This is a genomic window from Paenibacillus rhizophilus, from assembly GCF_003854965.1.
Lineage (GTDB): Bacteria > Bacillota > Bacilli > Paenibacillales > Paenibacillaceae > Paenibacillus_AQ > Paenibacillus_AQ rhizophilus.
Genome location: NZ_RQPI01000003.1, coordinates 149637 through 167749 on the forward strand (window position 1 = coordinate 149637; position 18113 = coordinate 167749).

General features: G+C 53.9%; 18 protein-coding genes. 10 read left to right on the top strand and 8 right to left on the bottom strand.

From position 1 onward, the window contains the following. The first annotated feature begins 44 nt into the window (after positions 1-44). Complete coding sequence (locus EH198_RS07925; protein WP_124695011.1) at positions 45-1616, top strand: S-layer homology domain-containing protein; 1572 nt, start codon at positions 45-47, stop codon at positions 1614-1616. An 84-nt stretch (positions 1617-1700) separates the two neighbouring features. Here EH198_RS07925 and EH198_RS07930 read toward each other — a convergent pair whose 3' ends face one another. Further along, a complete protein-coding gene (locus EH198_RS07930; RefSeq protein WP_124695012.1) occupies positions 1701-1913 on the bottom strand; it encodes a hypothetical protein in 213 nt (70 codons plus the stop codon). Positions 1914-2314: 401 nt separating this feature from the next. On the opposite strand from EH198_RS07930, the gene EH198_RS07935 reads away from it, so the two are divergent. Then, on the top strand, positions 2315-2977 hold the full coding sequence (locus tag EH198_RS07935; protein WP_124695013.1) for a YheC/YheD family protein: 663 nt from the start codon (positions 2315-2317) through the stop codon (positions 2975-2977). Positions 2978-3338: 361 nt separating this feature from the next. Next, complete coding sequence (gene sda, locus EH198_RS07940; RefSeq protein ID WP_124695220.1) at positions 3339-3482, top strand: sporulation histidine kinase inhibitor Sda; 144 nt, start codon at positions 3339-3341, stop codon at positions 3480-3482. A gap of 206 nt (positions 3483-3688) precedes the next feature. On the opposite strand, the gene EH198_RS07945 is transcribed toward sda, so the two are convergent. Next, the gene (locus EH198_RS07945) at positions 3689-4690 is read right to left on the bottom strand and encodes an NAD(P)/FAD-dependent oxidoreductase (protein WP_124695014.1); all 1002 of its coding nucleotides are present in this window, start codon (positions 4688-4690) and stop codon (positions 3689-3691) included. A gap of 292 nt (positions 4691-4982) precedes the next feature. On the opposite strand from EH198_RS07945, the gene EH198_RS07950 reads away from it, so the two are divergent. Together EH198_RS07950 and EH198_RS07955 are read left to right on the top strand one after the other, a co-directional pair. Further along, positions 4983-6176, top strand: coding sequence for an NAD(P)/FAD-dependent oxidoreductase (locus EH198_RS07950; protein ID WP_124695015.1), 1194 nt, complete (start codon positions 4983-4985; stop codon positions 6174-6176). A 1-nt stretch (position 6177) separates the two neighbouring features. Beyond that, positions 6178-6441 (top strand): hypothetical protein, encoded by a 264-nt coding sequence (locus EH198_RS07955; RefSeq protein ID WP_124695016.1) that lies wholly within the window; start codon positions 6178-6180, stop codon positions 6439-6441. A gap of 62 nt (positions 6442-6503) precedes the next feature. On the opposite strand, the gene hemQ is transcribed toward EH198_RS07955, so the two are convergent. Further along, entirely contained in the window at positions 6504-7256 is a 753-nt protein-coding gene (hemQ, locus tag EH198_RS07960; RefSeq protein ID WP_124695017.1) for a hydrogen peroxide-dependent heme synthase, read from the bottom strand. 177 nt (positions 7257-7433) lie between these two features. On the opposite strand from hemQ, the gene EH198_RS07965 reads away from it, so the two are divergent. The 3 genes from EH198_RS07965 to dnaI all read left to right on the top strand — a co-directional run bounded on the left by EH198_RS07965 (position 7434) and on the right by dnaI (position 10519). Then, on the top strand, positions 7434-7730 hold the full coding sequence (locus tag EH198_RS07965; RefSeq protein ID WP_124695018.1) for a YuiB family protein: 297 nt from the start codon (positions 7434-7436) through the stop codon (positions 7728-7730). Positions 7731-8004: 274 nt separating this feature from the next. Further along, positions 8005-9525: a replication initiation and membrane attachment family protein gene (locus EH198_RS07970; protein ID WP_124695019.1), complete on the top strand. Its 1521-nt coding sequence runs from the start codon at positions 8005-8007 to the stop codon at positions 9523-9525. A 25-nt stretch (positions 9526-9550) separates the two neighbouring features. Next, positions 9551-10519 (top strand): primosomal protein DnaI, encoded by a 969-nt coding sequence (gene dnaI / locus EH198_RS07975; protein WP_124695020.1) that lies wholly within the window; start codon positions 9551-9553, stop codon positions 10517-10519. Positions 10520-10952: 433 nt separating this feature from the next. Here the strand turns inward: dnaI and EH198_RS07980 are convergent, their stop codons facing one another. Further along, positions 10953-11111, bottom strand: a complete 159-nt coding sequence (locus EH198_RS07980) for a YqzM family protein (RefSeq protein ID WP_124695021.1) — start codon at positions 11109-11111, stop codon at positions 10953-10955. Between the two features lie 536 nt (positions 11112-11647). Between EH198_RS07980 and trxA the strand changes: the two genes are divergently transcribed. Together trxA and uvrC are read left to right on the top strand one after the other, a co-directional pair. Beyond that, positions 11648-11965, top strand: a complete 318-nt coding sequence (gene trxA, locus EH198_RS07985; RefSeq protein WP_025688833.1) for a thioredoxin — start codon at positions 11648-11650, stop codon at positions 11963-11965. A 447-nt stretch (positions 11966-12412) separates the two neighbouring features. Next, positions 12413-14548, top strand: a complete 2136-nt coding sequence (uvrC, locus tag EH198_RS07990; RefSeq protein ID WP_124695022.1) for an excinuclease ABC subunit UvrC — start codon at positions 12413-12415, stop codon at positions 14546-14548. 38 nt (positions 14549-14586) lie between these two features. Here uvrC and EH198_RS24555 read toward each other — a convergent pair whose 3' ends face one another. From EH198_RS24555 to EH198_RS08000, 4 genes are all read right to left on the bottom strand, one after another. After that, the gene (locus tag EH198_RS24555) at positions 14587-14754 is read right to left on the bottom strand and encodes a hypothetical protein (RefSeq protein WP_185702803.1); all 168 of its coding nucleotides are present in this window, start codon (positions 14752-14754) and stop codon (positions 14587-14589) included. Positions 14755-14831: 77 nt separating this feature from the next. Beyond that, positions 14832-16085 (bottom strand): MFS transporter, encoded by a 1254-nt coding sequence (locus EH198_RS07995; protein WP_221621494.1) that lies wholly within the window; start codon positions 16083-16085, stop codon positions 14832-14834. A gap of 38 nt (positions 16086-16123) precedes the next feature. Next, positions 16124-16261, bottom strand: a complete 138-nt coding sequence (locus EH198_RS24560; protein WP_185702804.1) for a hypothetical protein — start codon at positions 16259-16261, stop codon at positions 16124-16126. A gap of 37 nt (positions 16262-16298) precedes the next feature. After that, a complete protein-coding gene (locus tag EH198_RS08000) occupies positions 16299-18044 on the bottom strand; it encodes a CPBP family intramembrane glutamic endopeptidase (protein WP_124695023.1) in 1746 nt (581 codons plus the stop codon). Between the last annotated feature and the right edge of the window lie 69 nt (positions 18045-18113).

Below are 18113 nucleotides of genomic sequence, written 5' to 3' on the forward strand. Positions count from 1 at the left end.
GGCGGGAATGCCCCGCCGGGGCTCCTTTTAGAAGGAGGCAAACAATGAAGAAAAGTATAACCGCGCTAATCCTAATCCTTCTCCTGTCTACGTTCTGGCAAGCAATGGCTACCGCCTCGGAGACGGTCTGGTTTACGGATGTCTCGGCAAACGCTGACGCGTCGGCCAAGCAGGCAACGGTAATGGGTAAAGTGGCGTCCGGAGCCGGACAGCTGGTGACGCTGAAGGTGGTGGAGCCCGGCGGCCAATTTTTTCTTGACAGTATAAAAAGCGGGGACGGCGGTGTGTTCACATTTAAATGGAATATTTCCGCCGAGGGCAAGTATGAGGTTCAGCTCGGCGTGGAGAACAGCGGCACTCCGTACAAAACCAGCTTTACATATGGGCTGACGGCGCCAACGCCTACGCCAACGCCGAGTGCAACTGCAAGCGCGACGCCCTCAACCGGTTCGGGCTCCGGTTCGGGCGGTTCGGGCACGGCGGCATCGCCGGCGCCTTCTCCCTCTCCCGCCAATATCGTGCGGGTGACGGAGGATAAGCTCACCTTGAACGAAGGCCTAAAGGAGGCAACGTTCATGCTTGGAACAAGCACAGAGGCGCACATTCCGGTCGCGCTGCTGGAAAAACTTGCGCAGGGCGGCAACGGTCTCAATTTGGCGGGTGACAAATTCACGCTTAAACTGAGCGCCCAGACGCTCGGCGAACTGCTTGCCCAAGCATCCAAAGCAGGCGGAGAAGTGGCCTTAAGCGTCGCCAAGGTGCCGCCTGCCGACAGTGAGTCCCTGCTGGCGCTCGCGAAGCAGCGCCAGTTTGCCGAAATTAAGCCGGGAAGCGATATATACGAATTCAAGCTGAAGCTGATTGCGGCCGGCGGAGCGGAAACGCCCGTTTCCGCATTCGGGCATCCGGTTACGCTCCAGTTGAAGGCAAGCGGGCTTGCCGCTGCCAAGCTGGCCGGTTTCTATTATATTTCCGATGCAGGGGAGCTTGAGTATATCGGCAGCCTGTCTGCAGGGAATGTGGCAAGCGGCAGAACGAGTCATTTCAGTAAATACGCGGTGCTGGAGTACCGCAAAACATTCACGGATGTTCCCGCCGGAAACTGGGCATATGACGCCGTTACGGAAATGGCGGCCAAGCACGTAGTGGAAGGGATCAGCCTGAGGGAGTTCGCTCCCGCCCGCAAGGTGACGCGCGCGGAATTCGCGGCGCTGCTCGTTCGGGCGCTGGGACTGAGCGGAGGCGTCGCGGCGTTCACGGATGTTCCTGCTGCCAAGTGGTATGCGGATGAAGTGGCCGCAGCCTATCAGGCCGGGATCGTCAAGGGGATTGGCAGCGACTCCTTCAAACCGGAGCAGACCATCAGCCGCGAGGAAATGGCGGCCATGCTCGTCAGAGCCTGGAGCGTCCTCCATCCGCAGGCTAAACCGGAAGCTGCCGCGCCGCTCTTTAAGGATCAAAGCGCAATCAGCGTTTGGGCGCGGGACGCCGTCGGCACAGCCGCGGGACTCGGCCTGATGAAAGGCCGAAGCGCCGCAGCTTTCGTCCCGCAGGGAACGACGACCCGCGCGGAAGCGGCCCAAGCTATGGCGAATATATTGAATGCCGGGAATTGAAGCCGGTATTCGGGTTGAACGAAAGAGGCCCCGCACCAGTGCGGGGCCTCTTTTTGTGCTTGCAGCAGTGGAACCGCGGCGCTTTCAAGCCGCCAATATAAACTTGTAGTTGATCATAAACACGATCAGGGCGGCGGATACGAGCGAGAAGGCGATGCAGCCCGCGCCCAGCGCCCTCCGCCGGTCTTTAATGAAGAATTTGAAACCAAGCGCGCAGACCAGAAGGGTGGTTGCGGCCAATACGACGGACGAGCCGATCATGGCGAACCAGTACAAGATCTCAAACAATTGAGCCATCGTAACGCCTCCTCTAGGGTAAACGAAGGAACGGTCTACTATAAATATAAGCGATACGGCACCGATCTGAAAAGCGGTTACATTTATTTGACCGCCATTCCCGTCCGCATTGCTGTTCACATTCTACTCCAGGACCGCATTTATCCTTGGTGGATATTGTCGCATTGTCTGAGGCGGCGACACGACAATTTCCCCCATGTTTTCGCTCCGGATGCCGCCGGCTCGGATGCTGTCGGATTTGTGCGGAATTTTTTTTCGGTCAACGGAACTCATGCGGGATATTAGCCGCGGCATAGCCGCCTCTTTTTACGCGAACGCCTTCCCTCACGGACAATCATACAAGAGAGCCGAGGGGCGTTTGAGTACAGTATAGCAAGCTTTTAGAAAGGAGAGAGGAGCAAATGGCGGGAAGACAACTGGCCAGCAAATGGCGGAAGACCAAAGCTCTGCTCAGCGACGGAAGGGTTGCCGGATATATTCCGAGAACGATGCCCTACAGCCATTCCACGCTTCGTTCCATGCTGGGCCAATACGGAAATGTCGTGATCAAGCCGATTGTCGGCGGCGGGGGCTACGGCGTCATTAAGGTATTCCGTGACGGCAGGGGCTACGGCTTTACGTATATGGACAAAACACGGATATACCGGGACTTTGCAAGCATGACGGAAGGGCTGAAGAGAGTCAGGGTCAAGCGCGGCTATTTGATTCAGCAGGGCATATCGCTTGCGAGAATCGCCGGGCGTCCGATAGATTACAGGGTTAAGGTAGTGAAGAACGGAGATCATTGGGAATTTCGCTCCATGGTTGGCCGTCTTGCCAGACCCGGACTGTTCGTGACCAATTTGTGCAAGGGAGGCACGATGCTGACCTGCCGGGAAGGATTGAAAAGATCACTTCCGCGGATCAAATTATCCGCAAAAAGAAGGGAGATGCGTAATCTCACCTTAATTTGTATTGAGGTGATGGAGCGCCATTTTCCGGGAATCGGTGAACTCGGGTTCGATTATGCCGTGGATCATTCTGGGAGAATTTGGATTCTGGAAGTAAACACAAGACCGCAATGATAAACGGAATGAATTAGAAATGACGATAATATAGCCATAGGTTCAAAGGGGATTTTACGTTTTTGCGCCTGGGTATTATATCCTTAGTGCCGTTTTTAGTTCATTTAACAGGGGAAAAGAGACCGATTTTTGAAAATGGTTATAGCAAATGTGAAATTTTTTTATTATACTACCAAAGGCGAATCCTGTGTATAACTGTTATCCCCATTGTCCACCGTACTCTTACTGCACTAATCATCCTTACTCACACATTATGCACAGGATTTCCACAACAAGTTGTGGATAATAAGAACACTTGTTCGAAAAGTGATAGTTTGATATGATAGAGAAGAACCAAAAAAAGGAAAGGTAGGTGAACGTTGTGGTTGAATTATCGGACGAGATGCTGTTGGACTCTTATCATAGAGCCATAGAACTTCAGTTGGAGCACGATTTTATCGCGCTGCTGCTCGTTGAAATTCTCAAACGGAACTTACACTCTCCACAACATGCGGTACTCCATTAATAGACTTCTGGATTATCCATGAAGCACTGCATAAAACTATACCGCTACTAGAAATCAAATAGGGTATCCTTGCGAGCTGTGATTTACCTCAACCCGTCAGGATACCCTTTTTATATCAAATAACCCCCAAAGTGCAGCTTTGGCTAAAGAAGCCTACTCAGGTGTTTGGCGGGGACTCCGAAGACCATTGTATGAACGACCGGCGGTTACAGCTTCAGATTGCTGCTGTGGCCCGGAGACAGCTTCGCTTCGGGATCGATGTAGACCTTCGCATTGTTCACGGCGGTCGGCGCCTCACCGAATCCGACGGCGATCAGCTTCAGCTTGCCGGGATAAGTGGTAATATCGCCGGCGGCAAAAAGGCCCGGGATATTCGTCTCCATCCGGGAGTCGACGACAATGGAGCTGCCTTCGATGTTGATGCCCCATTCGGTGATCGGACCGAGTGAGGAAACGAAGCCGAAGTTGATAATGACGCTGTCCACTTCAATGTCTTGGGTTTCCTTGGTCTTGACATTGGAAAGAGTCACTTTTTCAATAAACCCTTCGCCGTGCAGTGTGGAAATCTCGGTAGGCGTGATAACCTTGACTTTGGAATTCATCAGGTTCTCTACGCTGTGCTCGTGAGCGCGGAACTTGTCGCGGCGGTGGATCAGAGTGACCTCGGCGGCGATCGGTTCGAGCATCAATGCCCAGTCGACCGCGGAGTCGCCGCCGCCGCTGATCAGTACTTTTTTATCTTTAAAAGCATTCAAATCGCTTACAAAATAGTGCAAATTCGCTTTTTCGAAGCGTCCGGCTTCGGGAAGCTCCAGACGGCGGGGTTCAAAGGCGCCGACGCCTGCCGTGATAATAACGGCCTTGGAATGATATTCCGCTTTGTCGGTAGTCACGACAAAATGGCGTTCCTCCCGTTTTTCCACGGAAAGGACCTTCTCCTCCAGACGGATATCGCTCTGGAACAGGCTCATTTGCCGGGAAAGATTGTCTACCAGCTCTTGGGCTGTGATTTTTGGGAATCCCGCTACGTCGTAAATGTATTTTTCGGGATAGAGAGCGGCAAGCTGCCCGCCCAATTGGGGCATACTCTCGATAAGGGTTACGGATGCCTGACGCATCCCGCCGTAGAACGCGGCAAACATACCTGCCGGGCCGCCGCCTATGATCAGCAGGTCGCTAATAGGAGAATCGGATTGCTGGGAAGTCACAGGATTTTACACCTCCAAGTTGATATATTCAAAATGCCATACTACCCATTATAAACATAGTTGGGACCTCCCTGCAAAGGGCATCTTTACAGAATTAACTGGAGTTTCCGCCAATTGTTGTGATCGAATTCTATTTGCTTAATAATAAAGTAAGGTTTACAATGTATATGATTATTTTCAAATTCCCTTAAGTTTTATTGGAATTTATTCCAACTTTATGTGTATAATTTCACAATAATCTTAAAAATGAACAGAGATTAAATCAGATTCGCCTGTTGGAAGGAGCCGGAAAATGAACAGTATTCCCAAAATCGTAATTCTAGGTGCGGGATACGGAGGTATTTTAACCGCACAGCGTTTGCAAAAGGCATTGAACTACAACGAGGCGGATGTCACCCTTGTTAATCGCCACGAGTACCATTACTTTACTACCCATCTTCATATGCCTGCAGCCGGAACGGACAGCATAGAGCATTCGCGCGTTTCCATTTCCAAGCTGATCGACGAGTTCAAGATCGATCTTGTGAAGTCGTCGGTGCAGGAAATCCGCACCCAGCAGAAAAAGGTTATTCTGGAGGATGGCACTCTGTCCTACGACTACCTTGTTATCGCGCTCGGCGGCGAGCCGGAGACGTTCGGCATTCCGGGACTGGACAAGTACGCCATGACGATCCGCAGCATCAACTCTGTCCGGCTCATCCGCGAGCATATCGAATACCAGTTTGCCAAATATAAGAACGAGAACAATCCGCAGGAGCATATCAATTTCGTTGTCGGCGGCGCGGGCTTTAGCGGCATCGAATTTGTGGCCGAGCTGGCGGACCGGATTCCGGGACTCTGCAAGGAATACGATGTCGATCCGAGCCTGGTCAACATCTACAACGTGGAAGCCGCTCCAACGGCGCTGCCGGGCTTCGCGCCGGAGCTTGTGGAGCATGCCATGAAAGTGCTGACGAAGAAAGGCGTAACCTTCAAGATCGGCGTAGCGATCAAGGAATGCATGCCGGGCAGCGTCCTGCTTGCGACGGGCGAGGAAATCAAGGCATCAACGATCGTCTGGACGGGCGGCATTCGCGGCAACCATCTGATCGAGGCGGCGGGCTTTGAGGCCATGCGCGGGCGTGTAAAAGTGGACGAATACCTGCGTGCTCCGGGGCATGAGAACATCTTCATCATCGGCGACGGCTCGCTGATGATTGCGCCGGAAGGACGCCCTTATCCTCCGACGGCGCAAATCGCCATGCAGCAGGGCGAGTGCTGCGCCCATAATCTGGTCGCTGCGATCCGGGGGCAGCAGCCGAAGAAATTCGTATTCAGCAATAAAGGAACGGTAGCTTCGCTTGGCAAAGGCGAGGGAATCGCCGTAGTTGGCGACAAGAAATATAAAGGCTTTGTGGCGGCCCAGCTGAAAAAAGTCGTGGATATGCGCTACCTCTTTATTATCGGGGGGATTCCGCTGGTGCTGAAGAAAGGGAGATTCCTGTAAAATGCGTCACTGCAGCGTACAAGTGCGGGGGCTGTTGACCCGGGATGAGCTTGACCGTTACAATGGCCTGATCGAGGCCGGCTCCTATCTGGAGGGTCAAGGAAGACATGATCTGGCCTATACGATCCAGAAAGAAATTGACCTGCTCATTTTGCCCGCGATTGAGCGGCTGAAGGAGAAGAGCCGGACCCGGGACCGGGAGACCGCGGATTATTTGAAGAGCTTGCAGGACAGCGGAGACGATGAAGAGTCTTCGGAAGCATAATGAAACGGCAAAGGGTGTGCCCCGGCGTTATAACGCTGTGGAGCACACCCTTTTCTCGTATTCTATACCTTAAGCATCTCTTCAAAGGATTCAAAAGTCAGCAGATTGCCGACATAGAACGATCCAAATTCCCCGTAGCGGGCGCTGACTTCGTCAAACCGCATCTCGTAGACGAGCTTCTTGAACTGCAGCGCGTCCTCCGCGAACAGTGTTACGCCCCATTCCCAATCGTCGAAGCCGACGGAGCCGGTAATGATCTGTTTCACCTTGCCGGCGTAGCCGCGGCCGATCAGCCCGTGGGAATACATCAGCTCCTTGCGCTTGGCCATATCGAGCATGTACCAGTTGTCGGCCAGCTCGCGCTTTTTGTTCATCGGATAGAAACAGATATGCCGGGATTGCGGCAGGATCGGCTTCAGGCGGGCTGCTATATGCGGATTCTGCATCGGGTCTTCTCCGCTCTCTCCGCTCGGGTTATAATTGCTAAGCTCCACAATACTGACATAGGAGTAAGCTTTGGTTGTAAAGGGGGCAAAGGCGGTCTTGTTGAAGGCGACCTCAAGCTTGTTCAGCTCTTCCAGGCTTTCGCGCAGAAAGATCATCACAAAATCGGCTTTCTGGCCGACGATCGAATACCAGGCGGAACTGCCCAGCTTCGCCTCTTCGACACCGGACCATTCCTCTATAAAAGCATTTAGTTCATCCAGAGCCACAGCGCGTTCCTCATCATCGGCCGCCGTCCAGGCGGTCCAATCCAGAGAGCGGAAGTCATGTAGAGCATACCATCCTTCCAGCGTCAAAGCGGCTTCACTCATGTGATCACTCCTCATATGGTTGTCCTTCTAAGCATTGTAGCGCAAGCGTGCAGTGAAGAGCAAACGGGGCTTTGATCCGCTCAGGAAATTCGTTGCTTCGTCCCCTTTTTTCTAGTAAACTGACTACGGGTTGATGCTTTATGCGCGTTTCTTTATAGAGAGAGGGGAAGGGTAACGATGGGATTTATTCCTGTGTTTGTGCTCACCGTTCTGTTCTTTGTGATGATGTTTGGCATCGGCTTTATCCTCAATATGTTAATGAAGACCACTTGGTTTCCGGCTTATTTGTTTGTTCTCGTCATTTTGCCGGTAGTGGTGTATTCCATTTGGGACCGGTCTTCCATGACGCTATGGGAGCATTTGTCTTCTTTTCACCTGGTGGACTATTTAACCGGCATTGCCGGTCTGGCCGGAGCGGTGCTCAGCGGCTGGACGATCCGGCGCCTGCGGCTCGGCGGCTATAAAATGTTCTGACGAAAAAGGCTACAAGAGAAAGTGCAGCGGCTGCTTCCCCTGACTTTTACGGGAGCGGCCGTTTTATTTTCTTGTTTTCATCATATTTTCTAAAAAATCCGCATAGGACAGGATAAGGCGGACCGGATGCGAGCGAGCGGGAGAAAGCGCCTGATTTGGCCTTTTTTCCACATTTATTGACAGTCGATTTATGATAGAATAGAACTCTACTTTGAATAGAAATCTACTTCGAATAGAAATCGTATAAGAATTCGTGAATTGGAGGTATCCGAAGATGCATATCAGTCATTTACATCATTTCACCGAACATCATCGGTACTGCGTTTCCCGCGAATTCGGTCTCAGTCCTGTCGACGAACGTATGCTGAGTTCTATCTACCAGCCTATGGTCGGCGCTTTTGCCATAAGTTTGTACCGTCTGCTTTTTTCACATGTTCCCGCGGAAGGTATCGGCTATTCGGCCGCTGAACCGCAGCGCCGCCTGTTTCTGACGCTCGGCATTGAACCGAACGAGAAGGGCCGCAGAACGATGATTGAACAGGCTTCCAAGCTGGAAGCGGTTGGTCTGCTTCAGACCAGCCGGGTCTTCATACCGGAATCCGAAGATTATATGTACGAGTACGAGCTGCTGCCGCCGCTGTCTCCGTCCGATTTTTTCGCCACCCAGCACTTAACGCTGCTGCTCCGCGACAAGGTCGGCAAATTCGCCGTATTGTCCCTGAGAGAGCAGTTTTGGAGCAGGGAGCCGGAGGATTGGAGCCGGGGAGCCGTAGGCAAGGAAAACATATCGCGGCCGTTTTATGATATTTTCGAATTGAACACGCATGTCATCGATTACGAGTTAGAGCAGGCTCTGACCGAGGTTGCCGCCGTCCGGCAGCCTGTGCGGGATGGAGAAGGCAAGCTGGCCATCGGCTACAGCGACATTATTTTGCGGTTTCCGCGGGAGTCGGCCAACCGGGCGCATGTCGAGAAGCTGCGTTTCGATTTTGAACAGATGGGCGTCATCAACTATGTGGCTCACAAATATAAGCTGAGCGCGCAGGATATGTGCCGGCTGCTTGACGAGGATGGTATTTTTACGCCGGACGGAGAGGTTATGCTAGACGAGCTTCAGCACAGGGCAAGCCAGCATTTCCGGCAAAATATGAAGCGGCATGAGCAGCGTGAGGCTGCCGCCGCCAAGGTCGTGTCGATCAGAGCGGCCGAGCAGGGCGAGGAACCGATCGTCCCCGAAGAGCAGCCGGTTGAGATGGAATATTATGTGGAGGTTCCCCCGCAGTTCCTTTCCAAATGCGATATTCACCAATATAATATGATGCTGCGCAACGAGCCGTATACCCGTCTGCTTCAGACTTTTTTCCCGGGCGCGGTGCCGGGCCAGCTGATGGATATTTTCGAGAAGATCGATTTGAATTACAAGCTTCCGGGCGAAGTCATCAACATTCTCATTCACTATCTGATGGCCATGGTTGCTTCAGGAGGAGAGCAGCGGATCAATCGCAATTTTGTGGAAGCCATTGCCTCCAATATGCTGGTCAAACAGGTCAACAGCTATGAGAAGGCGGTACGCTACATACGCGATCAATCCAAGGTAAAAGGAAAAGCAGCCTCCGGCTCGCCGGGAACGCGCCCGCGTTCCTATGCCAAAGGCGGAGGCCGGTCCGGCAAGCCCGAAATCCAGATTGCTGTGGATGACGGTCAGTCTGCGGCGGTGTCGGAGGAAGAATTCGCAGCTATGATGCAGATGGCGGCGAATATCAAGGCCAGCAAGAAAAAAGGAGCGGCGGAATAGCCGTAAGAAAAGTGAGGTGTTATGGGTGGAGTCCATGGGCGAAGTGCTTCGTTCGATGAATAATCCCGCTCTGCGCCTGCGTTCGAGAGATTTGGAGCATGAACTGCTGAACCATCCGCTCGTGCTTCGGCTGCGCGAAGAGCACCCCGAAATGGATGAATCCAGGCTGAGGCTTCATTTAAGCCGCCTGTATCAATATGTGGAGGAATCCCGCAATTGCGCGAACTGCCCGGGTCTGGAACGGTGCCCCAACGATTTTCCGGGGCATTACAGCAAGCTGACCGTGGAGAGCGCGAGCGGCTTCCCCGACTTGTATGAGCGTAAGACTGCATGCCCGCTGCAGATCGCCAGAGACAATCAGGAGCGAATCCGCAAACGGATTCGCAGCTTCTATGTCGATGAGCGTGTGCTGAGCGAAGGCTATGACGAGATTGAAATTATGGGCAAGGACCCGCGGCGCGCTCCGGCGGTGGGCCGGCTGTTCCGATATATCGAGAGTGCCAAAGAGACGGGGCTGCCTGCACGCGGGATGTACTTGTACGGCTCCTTCGGCACCGGCAAGACATTCCTGATGTGCTATCTGCTGCATGAGCTGGCGATTGCCGGATTCAGCGGCGTTATCGTGTACATGCCTGATTTTGTCGAGGAACTGAAAACGATCATGACGGACGGCCAAAAGCTGAAAGAAACCGTCGATACGATGAAGAATTGTGATTTGCTGATTTTTGACGATATTGGGGCGGAGAATTTGAACCCCTGGGCGCGGGACCATGTGCTGGGGCCGATTCTGAACTACCGGATGAACCGCAAGCCGACCTTCTACACGTCGAACTATCCGCTGGACGGATTGGAGAAGCATCTCAGCTTCACCAGCAAGGACGGCGAGGAGGTTTATAAGGGACAGCGGCTGATGAACCGGATTTCACCTTACGTGGAAGTGATGCAGCTGGTGGGAGAGAACCAGCGGGGATATTCTGGGGGACACAGTTCCTAAATCTGTCGATTGCCCCTCCTAAATCCTCCCCAATGGGGAGGACCCCAAGGGCTACGCCCTCTGGACACCCGAAAATTTTACAGGGGAGCGGCGCTGGCGGAAGAGTGATACAAGTTGTGCGTGCAGCGGTCCCTTCTCGGTCCTGCCCTTACGGGCAAGGCCTCGGGACCTTTCATGCGACGGCGAGGCGGATTGCGCATCAAACGAGGATACGCCCGCTCTCCCTGCGGGATACGCTCAACGTTGGCGAGTGAAGGCGGATTGCGCATCAAACGAGGATACGCCCGCTCTCCCTGCGGGATACGCTCAACGTTGGCGAGTGAAGGCGGATTGCGCATCAAACGAGCGGCCGCCCGCTCTCCCTGCGGGATACGCTCTACGTTAGCGCAGACAAATAGGAACGGCAGTCCGGTGATCCGGATCTGCCGTTTTTTCACTCGGATATCAGGAACTTGATGATGACCATGCCGAAAAACACAACGGCCATAAATGTGGTCATTCCAAAAAAACCGTTCATTAAATCGCCCAGGTCATTGCGGGGCTCTTCGTTTACATGCTCCCGCGGATCTGGTGTCCGCACATTGACATCCATAGTTTGACCTCCTCGCAGAAATGGCCAAGCGTTGTAAATTGCAGGAGTATGAATTAAGTCATTGACATATAATGCGCTTTCCTAAAGTATATCTAACTCCCCGGCAAGTTGTAAAGATAACGTTTGGAATTAATTTGGGTTATAATCTTGAAAATAACGGCAATGTGACATTTCACATATGCGAGTCAAATATGTTATACTGAAAACGTGTCGGTGAATGATAATCTGGTTATCATATTACATGCATGCATCAATAACGCAGAGCTTTACGAAGCGGGGTTAAAAGAAAACCGAACTGCTTCGCAAAACCTGGTGAATAGGCCAAGCGGGGCATCCGCTTTGCACATCCACAACCATCACATATTACGAAGCGAGTTCTGCTTCGCAAAACCTTTAAACATGCTTTTGAAGCGGGCTTTGCTTAAGTTTTACACCGAGGCCCGTCACCACAAACCAAAGCTGATGCTTCCGAAGCGAGTTTTGCGAAGGTATTTCAAGGAGCATACGCTATCAAAACTTTTAGGAGGAACATAATCATGGCAATTGTTAACGTGTCTGACCAATCCTTTAACAATGAGGTTCAAGGTCAAGGTACTGTAGTGGTGGACTTCTGGGCACCATGGTGCGGTCCTTGCAAAATGCTTGCTCCGATTCTGGACGAATTGTCCACCGAGCTTGGAGATGGTGTGAAAATCGCGAAATTGAACGTGGATGAAAATCCGGAAACGGCATCCCGTTTCGGCGTTATGAGCATTCCGACGCTGATCTTCTTTAAAGACGGCCAGCCTGTCGATAAAGTGGTCGGCCTGAACTCCAAAGAATCGCTGAAAAACATCGTAGCCAAACACCAATAATTTATATACCGCATCGTTCGGGCCCTTGGCCCTGCCCAGCGCCTTCGGTTTAAACCGAAGGCGCTTTGTGCGCTCAGCGCCGGACAGAAGCGATTCCTGAGGGAGAGCGGCCTTCCGCGCGTATGAGACAGTAAGCGTCTAACCGCGAAGTTAAGCGAATCCAAAGGGAGAGCGGTTGTCCGCACGCATGAGCTTTGCACGTATGCCGGAGCGCCGCATGAAAGGTCCCGAGGCCGCCCGTCAGGGCAAGGCCGAGAAGGGACCACTTGATTCAAACCAGGTCACCACCCCGGGCTCAGCGCCGCTCATTCGCCCATTTCCGGGCGTCCAGAGGGCGGAGCCCTTGGGGTCCTCTACAAGTTTTCCGGAAGAAAGCTCGCATCGGAAGCGTAAGCTTGGGGAGGATTTAGGAGGGGCGCCCGCGGATTTTAGGAGGGGAGAACCACAATGGATTACATGGACAACATCCGCAACAAGCTGGCGCTTCTGCCGGACCTGCCCGGATGCTATCTGATGAAGAATGAAGAAGGCACCATCATTTATGTAGGGAAAGCGAAGGTGCTGAAGAACCGGGTCCGCTCTTATTTTACGGGCAGCCATGACGGCAAAACCCAGCGGCTGGTCGCGGATATCAGCGATTTTGAGTATATTGTCACAGCCAGCAACATGGAAGCGCTCATTCTGGAGTGCAACCTGATCAAAAAGCATATGCCGCGCTACAACGTGCAGTTGAAGGACGATAAGACCTTCCCCTACATTAAAATTACGAATGAAAGACATCCGCGCCTTGAAGTGACGCGACGGGTGCTTAAAGATAAAGCGAAATATTTTGGACCGTATCCGAACGCCTATGCGGCCCACCAGACGAAGAAGCTGCTCGACCGGATGTATCCTCTGCGCAAATGCGGAGCGATGCCCAAGGAGGTGTGCCTGTATTACCATATGGGCCAATGCCTGGCGCCGTGTGAGAAGGAAGTGCCCAAGTCGGCCTATGACGAGATCACCCAGAGCATTTCGACGTTCCTCGGCGGAGGCCATGAAGCGGTCAAGAAGGATCTTCAGCAAAAAATGCAGGAGGCCGCGGAGGAACTCTATTTCGAACGGGCGAAGGAACTGCGGGACCAGATTATCCATATCGACGCCCTGATGGAGAAGCAGAACATCAACACGCCGGACACGAAGGACCGGGACGTATTCGGCTACGCCGTGGATAAAGGCTGGATGTGCGTGCAGATTCTCTATATGAGACAGGGGAAAATGATCCAGCGCCACTCGTCCAGCTTTCCGTTCTATGGAGAAGCCTTCAGCGACTTCATGTCGTATGTGACGCAGTATTACAGCGAGAATCCGGCGCTGCCGCAGGAGATTTTGCTGCCTGAAGCGCTGCTCGTGCAGGACGCGGCGTCCGTGCTTCCGCCGGAACCGGCTGCGGACGGTGGTCTGGCTGTAGCGGAGAGAGGTGAAGGATACAGCGCTGGTGCAGGCGAAGGGGGAGGAACGGCGGACGCCGGGAATGCGGCGCTGACCGTTGACGCCTCCGCCGCGGAGGAGGCCGGTAAAACGTCTTCCAGCGGCGCTGCCGACCTCTCAACCGCCGGCGTGTCGGCTGCGAGCGCCGCTGCTGCCGAAGATTCCGCCGCCGAAGAGGAAGCGCCGGAGACGGCCGCAGAGACGGCGCACCGCGCCGCCGCCGCTGTGGAAGCCGCCGCGGCAGGCGTAGTGGATGCCGCCGGCGGGGCGGCGGCGCTGCAGGAATGGCTGGGCGTCAAGGTGCTGGTGCCTCGGCGCGGCCTGAAGAAGCAAATGGTCCGCATGGCCTGCCAGAACGGACTCGTGGCGCTCGAAGAGAAGTTCCGCCTGATCGAGCGGGATGAAGAGCGCACCTCCGGCGCGGCGCTAGGCCTCGGGCAGAGCCTTGGGCTGGAGAGCTTGAACCGGATCGAGGCGTTCGACAACTCGAATATCCAGGGGGCGAATCCCGTATCGGCGATGGTCGTGTTCATCGACGGCAAGCCGGCGAAGAAGGAGTACCGCAAATACAAGGTGCGCACCGTTCAGGGGCCTGACGACTACGAAACGATGCGCGAGGTCATCCGCCGCCGCTACGAGCGGGTGCTGAAGGATAATTTGCCGCAGCCCGACCTCATTGTCGTGGACGGCGGCAGAGGCCAGATTTCCGCCGCCGTTGATATTCTGGAGAACGAGCTGGGCCTGTTCATACCGGTCTGCGGCCTCGTCAAGGACGCCAAGCACAAGACCGCGCAGCTGCTGGTCGGCGATCCGCCGGAGCCGGTCCATTTGGCCCGGGACAGCGAGGAATTTTATCTGCTCCAGCGCATCCAGGATGAGGTGCACCGCTTTGCGATCACGTTCCACCGCGAGCAGCGCGGCAAGTCGATGGTCACTTCGCGGCTTGATGCGATCCCCGGAATCGGGGAGAAGCGGCGGAAGCTGCTGCTCAAGCATTTCGGGTCGCTCAAGAAAATCAAAGAAGCGACGGTTGAGGATTTCCGTCCCCTGTCCATCGGCGACAAGCTCGCCCGGCAGATTCTGGACGCGCTGAAAGACGAAGAAACGGTTTAACAAGGTAAGCTTGCCAAGCCATTTATAAAGTCCATATTTTACAGCAACAGCCCGGGAGCCGCTAATGCGCTCCCGGGCTGTTTTTCGGACAGGGCCCGAATATTTTCAACGCTTGTATGCAGAGCATCCGATTTGAGCTGATCCAGATAAAGCGTCCGTTCGGTCATGGCTCTTCCAATGCCTTTGCTTGAGGCGGTCACTGGCACGTTTTTTTATCCTTGAGATTTAAGTTCAAAAAAACATACTCCCATAGAAATGCGTAATAAATTGCATCGTATGGTGCTCAAAGTTTTCGGATCGGCGTCACCAGCGCGATGACCACCTCCAGGATTTTGGCGCCTGCCGCTACAGCGAATACCGCTCTTGGATCGGTCCATCCCGACAGGGCGGCCCCGGACATCGCTCCCAAGGGCATGGCCAAACGGGTCAGCACTCTGGAGAAGCCAAGCACGCGTCCGATCATATCGGCTGGAATGGTCTCTTGGCGTACGGAGGTGACAATTGTATTCCAGGCGACGTTGCAGACCGTGACCGCGAAAAAGGCGATCCCGGGAGCAAGCCAGAAATGACTGACCGAAGCAAAAAGGAAACCGATCGTTCCGATCCCCAGAAGCACGGGGATCAATATGCCCCTGCGGAACCGCTTCTCCAGCGGAACGGCCAGAAGGCTTCCGATAATGCCTCCAAATCCTAGCAGGGTATAGTTGATGCTGCTCTGCTGGGTATTCAGATGGAGAGTGTTCAGCAGGTAGAACATCAACACGCCGAAAGCCGCGCTGTAGCCAAAGTTACCAATCATCGCTTGGAAGGAGAAGGAAAGATTGATTTTGGAACGGATGAGCCATTTGAACCCTTCGCCGATGTCTTTGAAAATCTGCGAAAGGCTGGCTATCGACTTGGGCTTGCCGAAGCTTGGCATAAGCAACAAAACGACAAGCGTTCCCGCGAATGATACGGCATCGAGCCAAAGCGTATTGAATCCTCCGATGGCTACGATAATCACACCGGCAAGCAGCGGTCCCGCCAGCTCCGCGATTTGATTGGTCAACTGGTAGGAGGCGTTAGCCCGCGTCAATTGTTTGGGCGCCAGCGAAGGAATAATGGCAACGATGGAAACGTCGAACATTAGCGAGAGTATGGTGAGTACGAAGGAGATCGCGTAAAGATGCCACAGCTGCAGAACTCCAGCAAAGTGCAACAGGGGGATCAGCGCGACGAGCAGCGCTCTGGAGCTATCGGTAATGATCATCAGCTTTTTTCGTTCCCATCGGTCGACCATACTGCCCACAACTGGCCCGAACAAGACGATCGGCATAACGCTCACTGCGTACATGGACCCCATCACGATACCGGATTGAGTTAATTTGTAGGAGATCCAGGGAATAGCGAAAGTAAACAGGGAATCTCCCAATCTGGAAATGAACATCCCCATCAGAAACCGGATATAGGAGAGGGGCAGTTCCAGCAGCTTGAACGCCGGAGCCGCCTGCTCATCCGTCTCAGGCTGCAGGGATGAAGACGTATTTGAATTTGCCATAGAGTAACCTCTTTCACCTCGGGAACGTAATTCAGGATTCACTCCGCGATTTGTTCCACATGGGGCTCCTGAATAAAGGAATAATGATCTCCTGTAGCCTTGGGTATTCTTGGCTCCATTCGTCTTGCCCGGCGCTTGCTTGCGCCGGCAAGACGTAAGCATTCACGGTCGTCCACGCGCAGAACTCCCTTTTCCCAAGGAACCGTCCTGCGGTTACACGATCGTCCCCGGCTCTGGGCCCGGTCCCGAACCCGGCCCGGGTCCTGGCCCGAGATCAAGGGACTGCGGCTTACGCTCCCGCCCCGGCGGGTTGAAGCGATAGACGATGTAGCCGACGATAAACGGCATGACAATCGTAATCAAACCCGCGGCCACATTGACCGGCTCCCGCATGAAGATCAGGGTGGCGCCCATCAGAATGCTGTCAAAGACGACATGGCTGAACATGACAGCGATGAAGCCGTAGCGCAGAAAAATATAACTGAACAGCAGGCCGATCACCGTCAGCTCAATCGGTCGGGAACTGATCGGATAGATCGGGTAAAGCGTATGCCCGAACGCCCAGACAATGGTCGTAATGAGGCTGGCAATCAGGGTGCTGCGCACGATTTTTTTGAGCATCCGGATGCCGAACAGCCGATAAACCGCTTCTTCGGAAAGTCCGGCCAGCCAGGCGACAATCGGCAGCAGCCAGGCATAGCGCATATTGTAGGGCGATTGGGAGGCGTCCGTAGTCGACCAGTTATGCAGCGTGTACTGCAAAATAATGAACATGAGCGTCTGGACGCCGAGCAGCACGAACGCCCAAACATAGCCGGCGTAGACGCTGTCCATGACGTATTTGCCGTAACCTGGCTCCTTGGCCCGGGGCCAGGGGTTCAGCCCTTCCTCTTTCCGCCACAGGCCGTTTCCGCCGACCAGGGAGAAATAGAGCAGCGAGGACATCAGCAGGCTGTACAGCGTATAAATGACGAACATGACGATGGACGTAATCCGGTCCTCCATGCCCGTTCCGGTCGTTTCAGGTAGCATATTGTACGTGCTGATCATCATAATGGCAAAGTGGACGATGCTTAAAAAGACCCCGCGAGCAAAAGAAGTGTGCTTTCGGCGGAGAATACTGTAAATTAACGCCAGAACGCCGAGGGCGAAGGTAGGCAGCCCGTACCCGAACAGCGTAAACCGGGTCGCCGACGAAGTCTGCTTTTCCACATAGGCGGTATGCCACTCCGGCGCGGAGAATCCGGGCTTGAAGACGGATACTTCGCCTGTGGTGAACTTGAAGGCGTAACGCAGCGGCGCTTCGCCGACTTTTACCGAATGATCGGTATAGATCAGGCCGTAGCTGCCTGTAGAAGAAGAATTCCGCTCCAGCCGCGAAGGGTCGGCTCCCCACTTCTTCAACCAAGGCTCCGCCAGCCGTTCCTTCTGCTGAGGGGTCAATGAAGCGTCGCTGATGACGTCTGCGGTGTCATCTTTGCCGCTCAGAACGGCGACGGTCTCGTTCGCCTTCTTTCCGGTCCCGGCGGGAACGCGGGTAAAGCCGGCAGGCGCGCCGGTATACATATTCAGATCGACCGCCAGATTCGCCCATTTATCATCCTGGGAATCGAGGGAAGCATGAAAGGTATCGAAGGGATAGAGGCGGTCCAGCTTTCTTTTGCTGTAATCGTCCAAGAGGCTTTCCCTTGACATGTAGCCGTAAAAAGAGGAATCCGACTTATAAGTTACGATCCAATGGTCGCCGGGTTCCGGTATGTATCCGAGCTGTTTGGCCGCAAAAAGCACCGCTTTCTCGCGGGCTTCCGATTTGCTGATTGCCGGTTCGCTGACGAAGCCTTCCTGGGTAAGCGAGGGAACAATCTGAAATAGGATAAACAAAACCAGACCGATCAGGCCTGAGATAACGAGTGATCTGGAGATGGGCCGCTGGTGTAAAGGGTGGCCGACGGGATTCATGAAACGCCTCCTTGGATAATGATTTCTATAAAACGATCTAACTTAAGATTGGTTTAACTATCTTAAAAT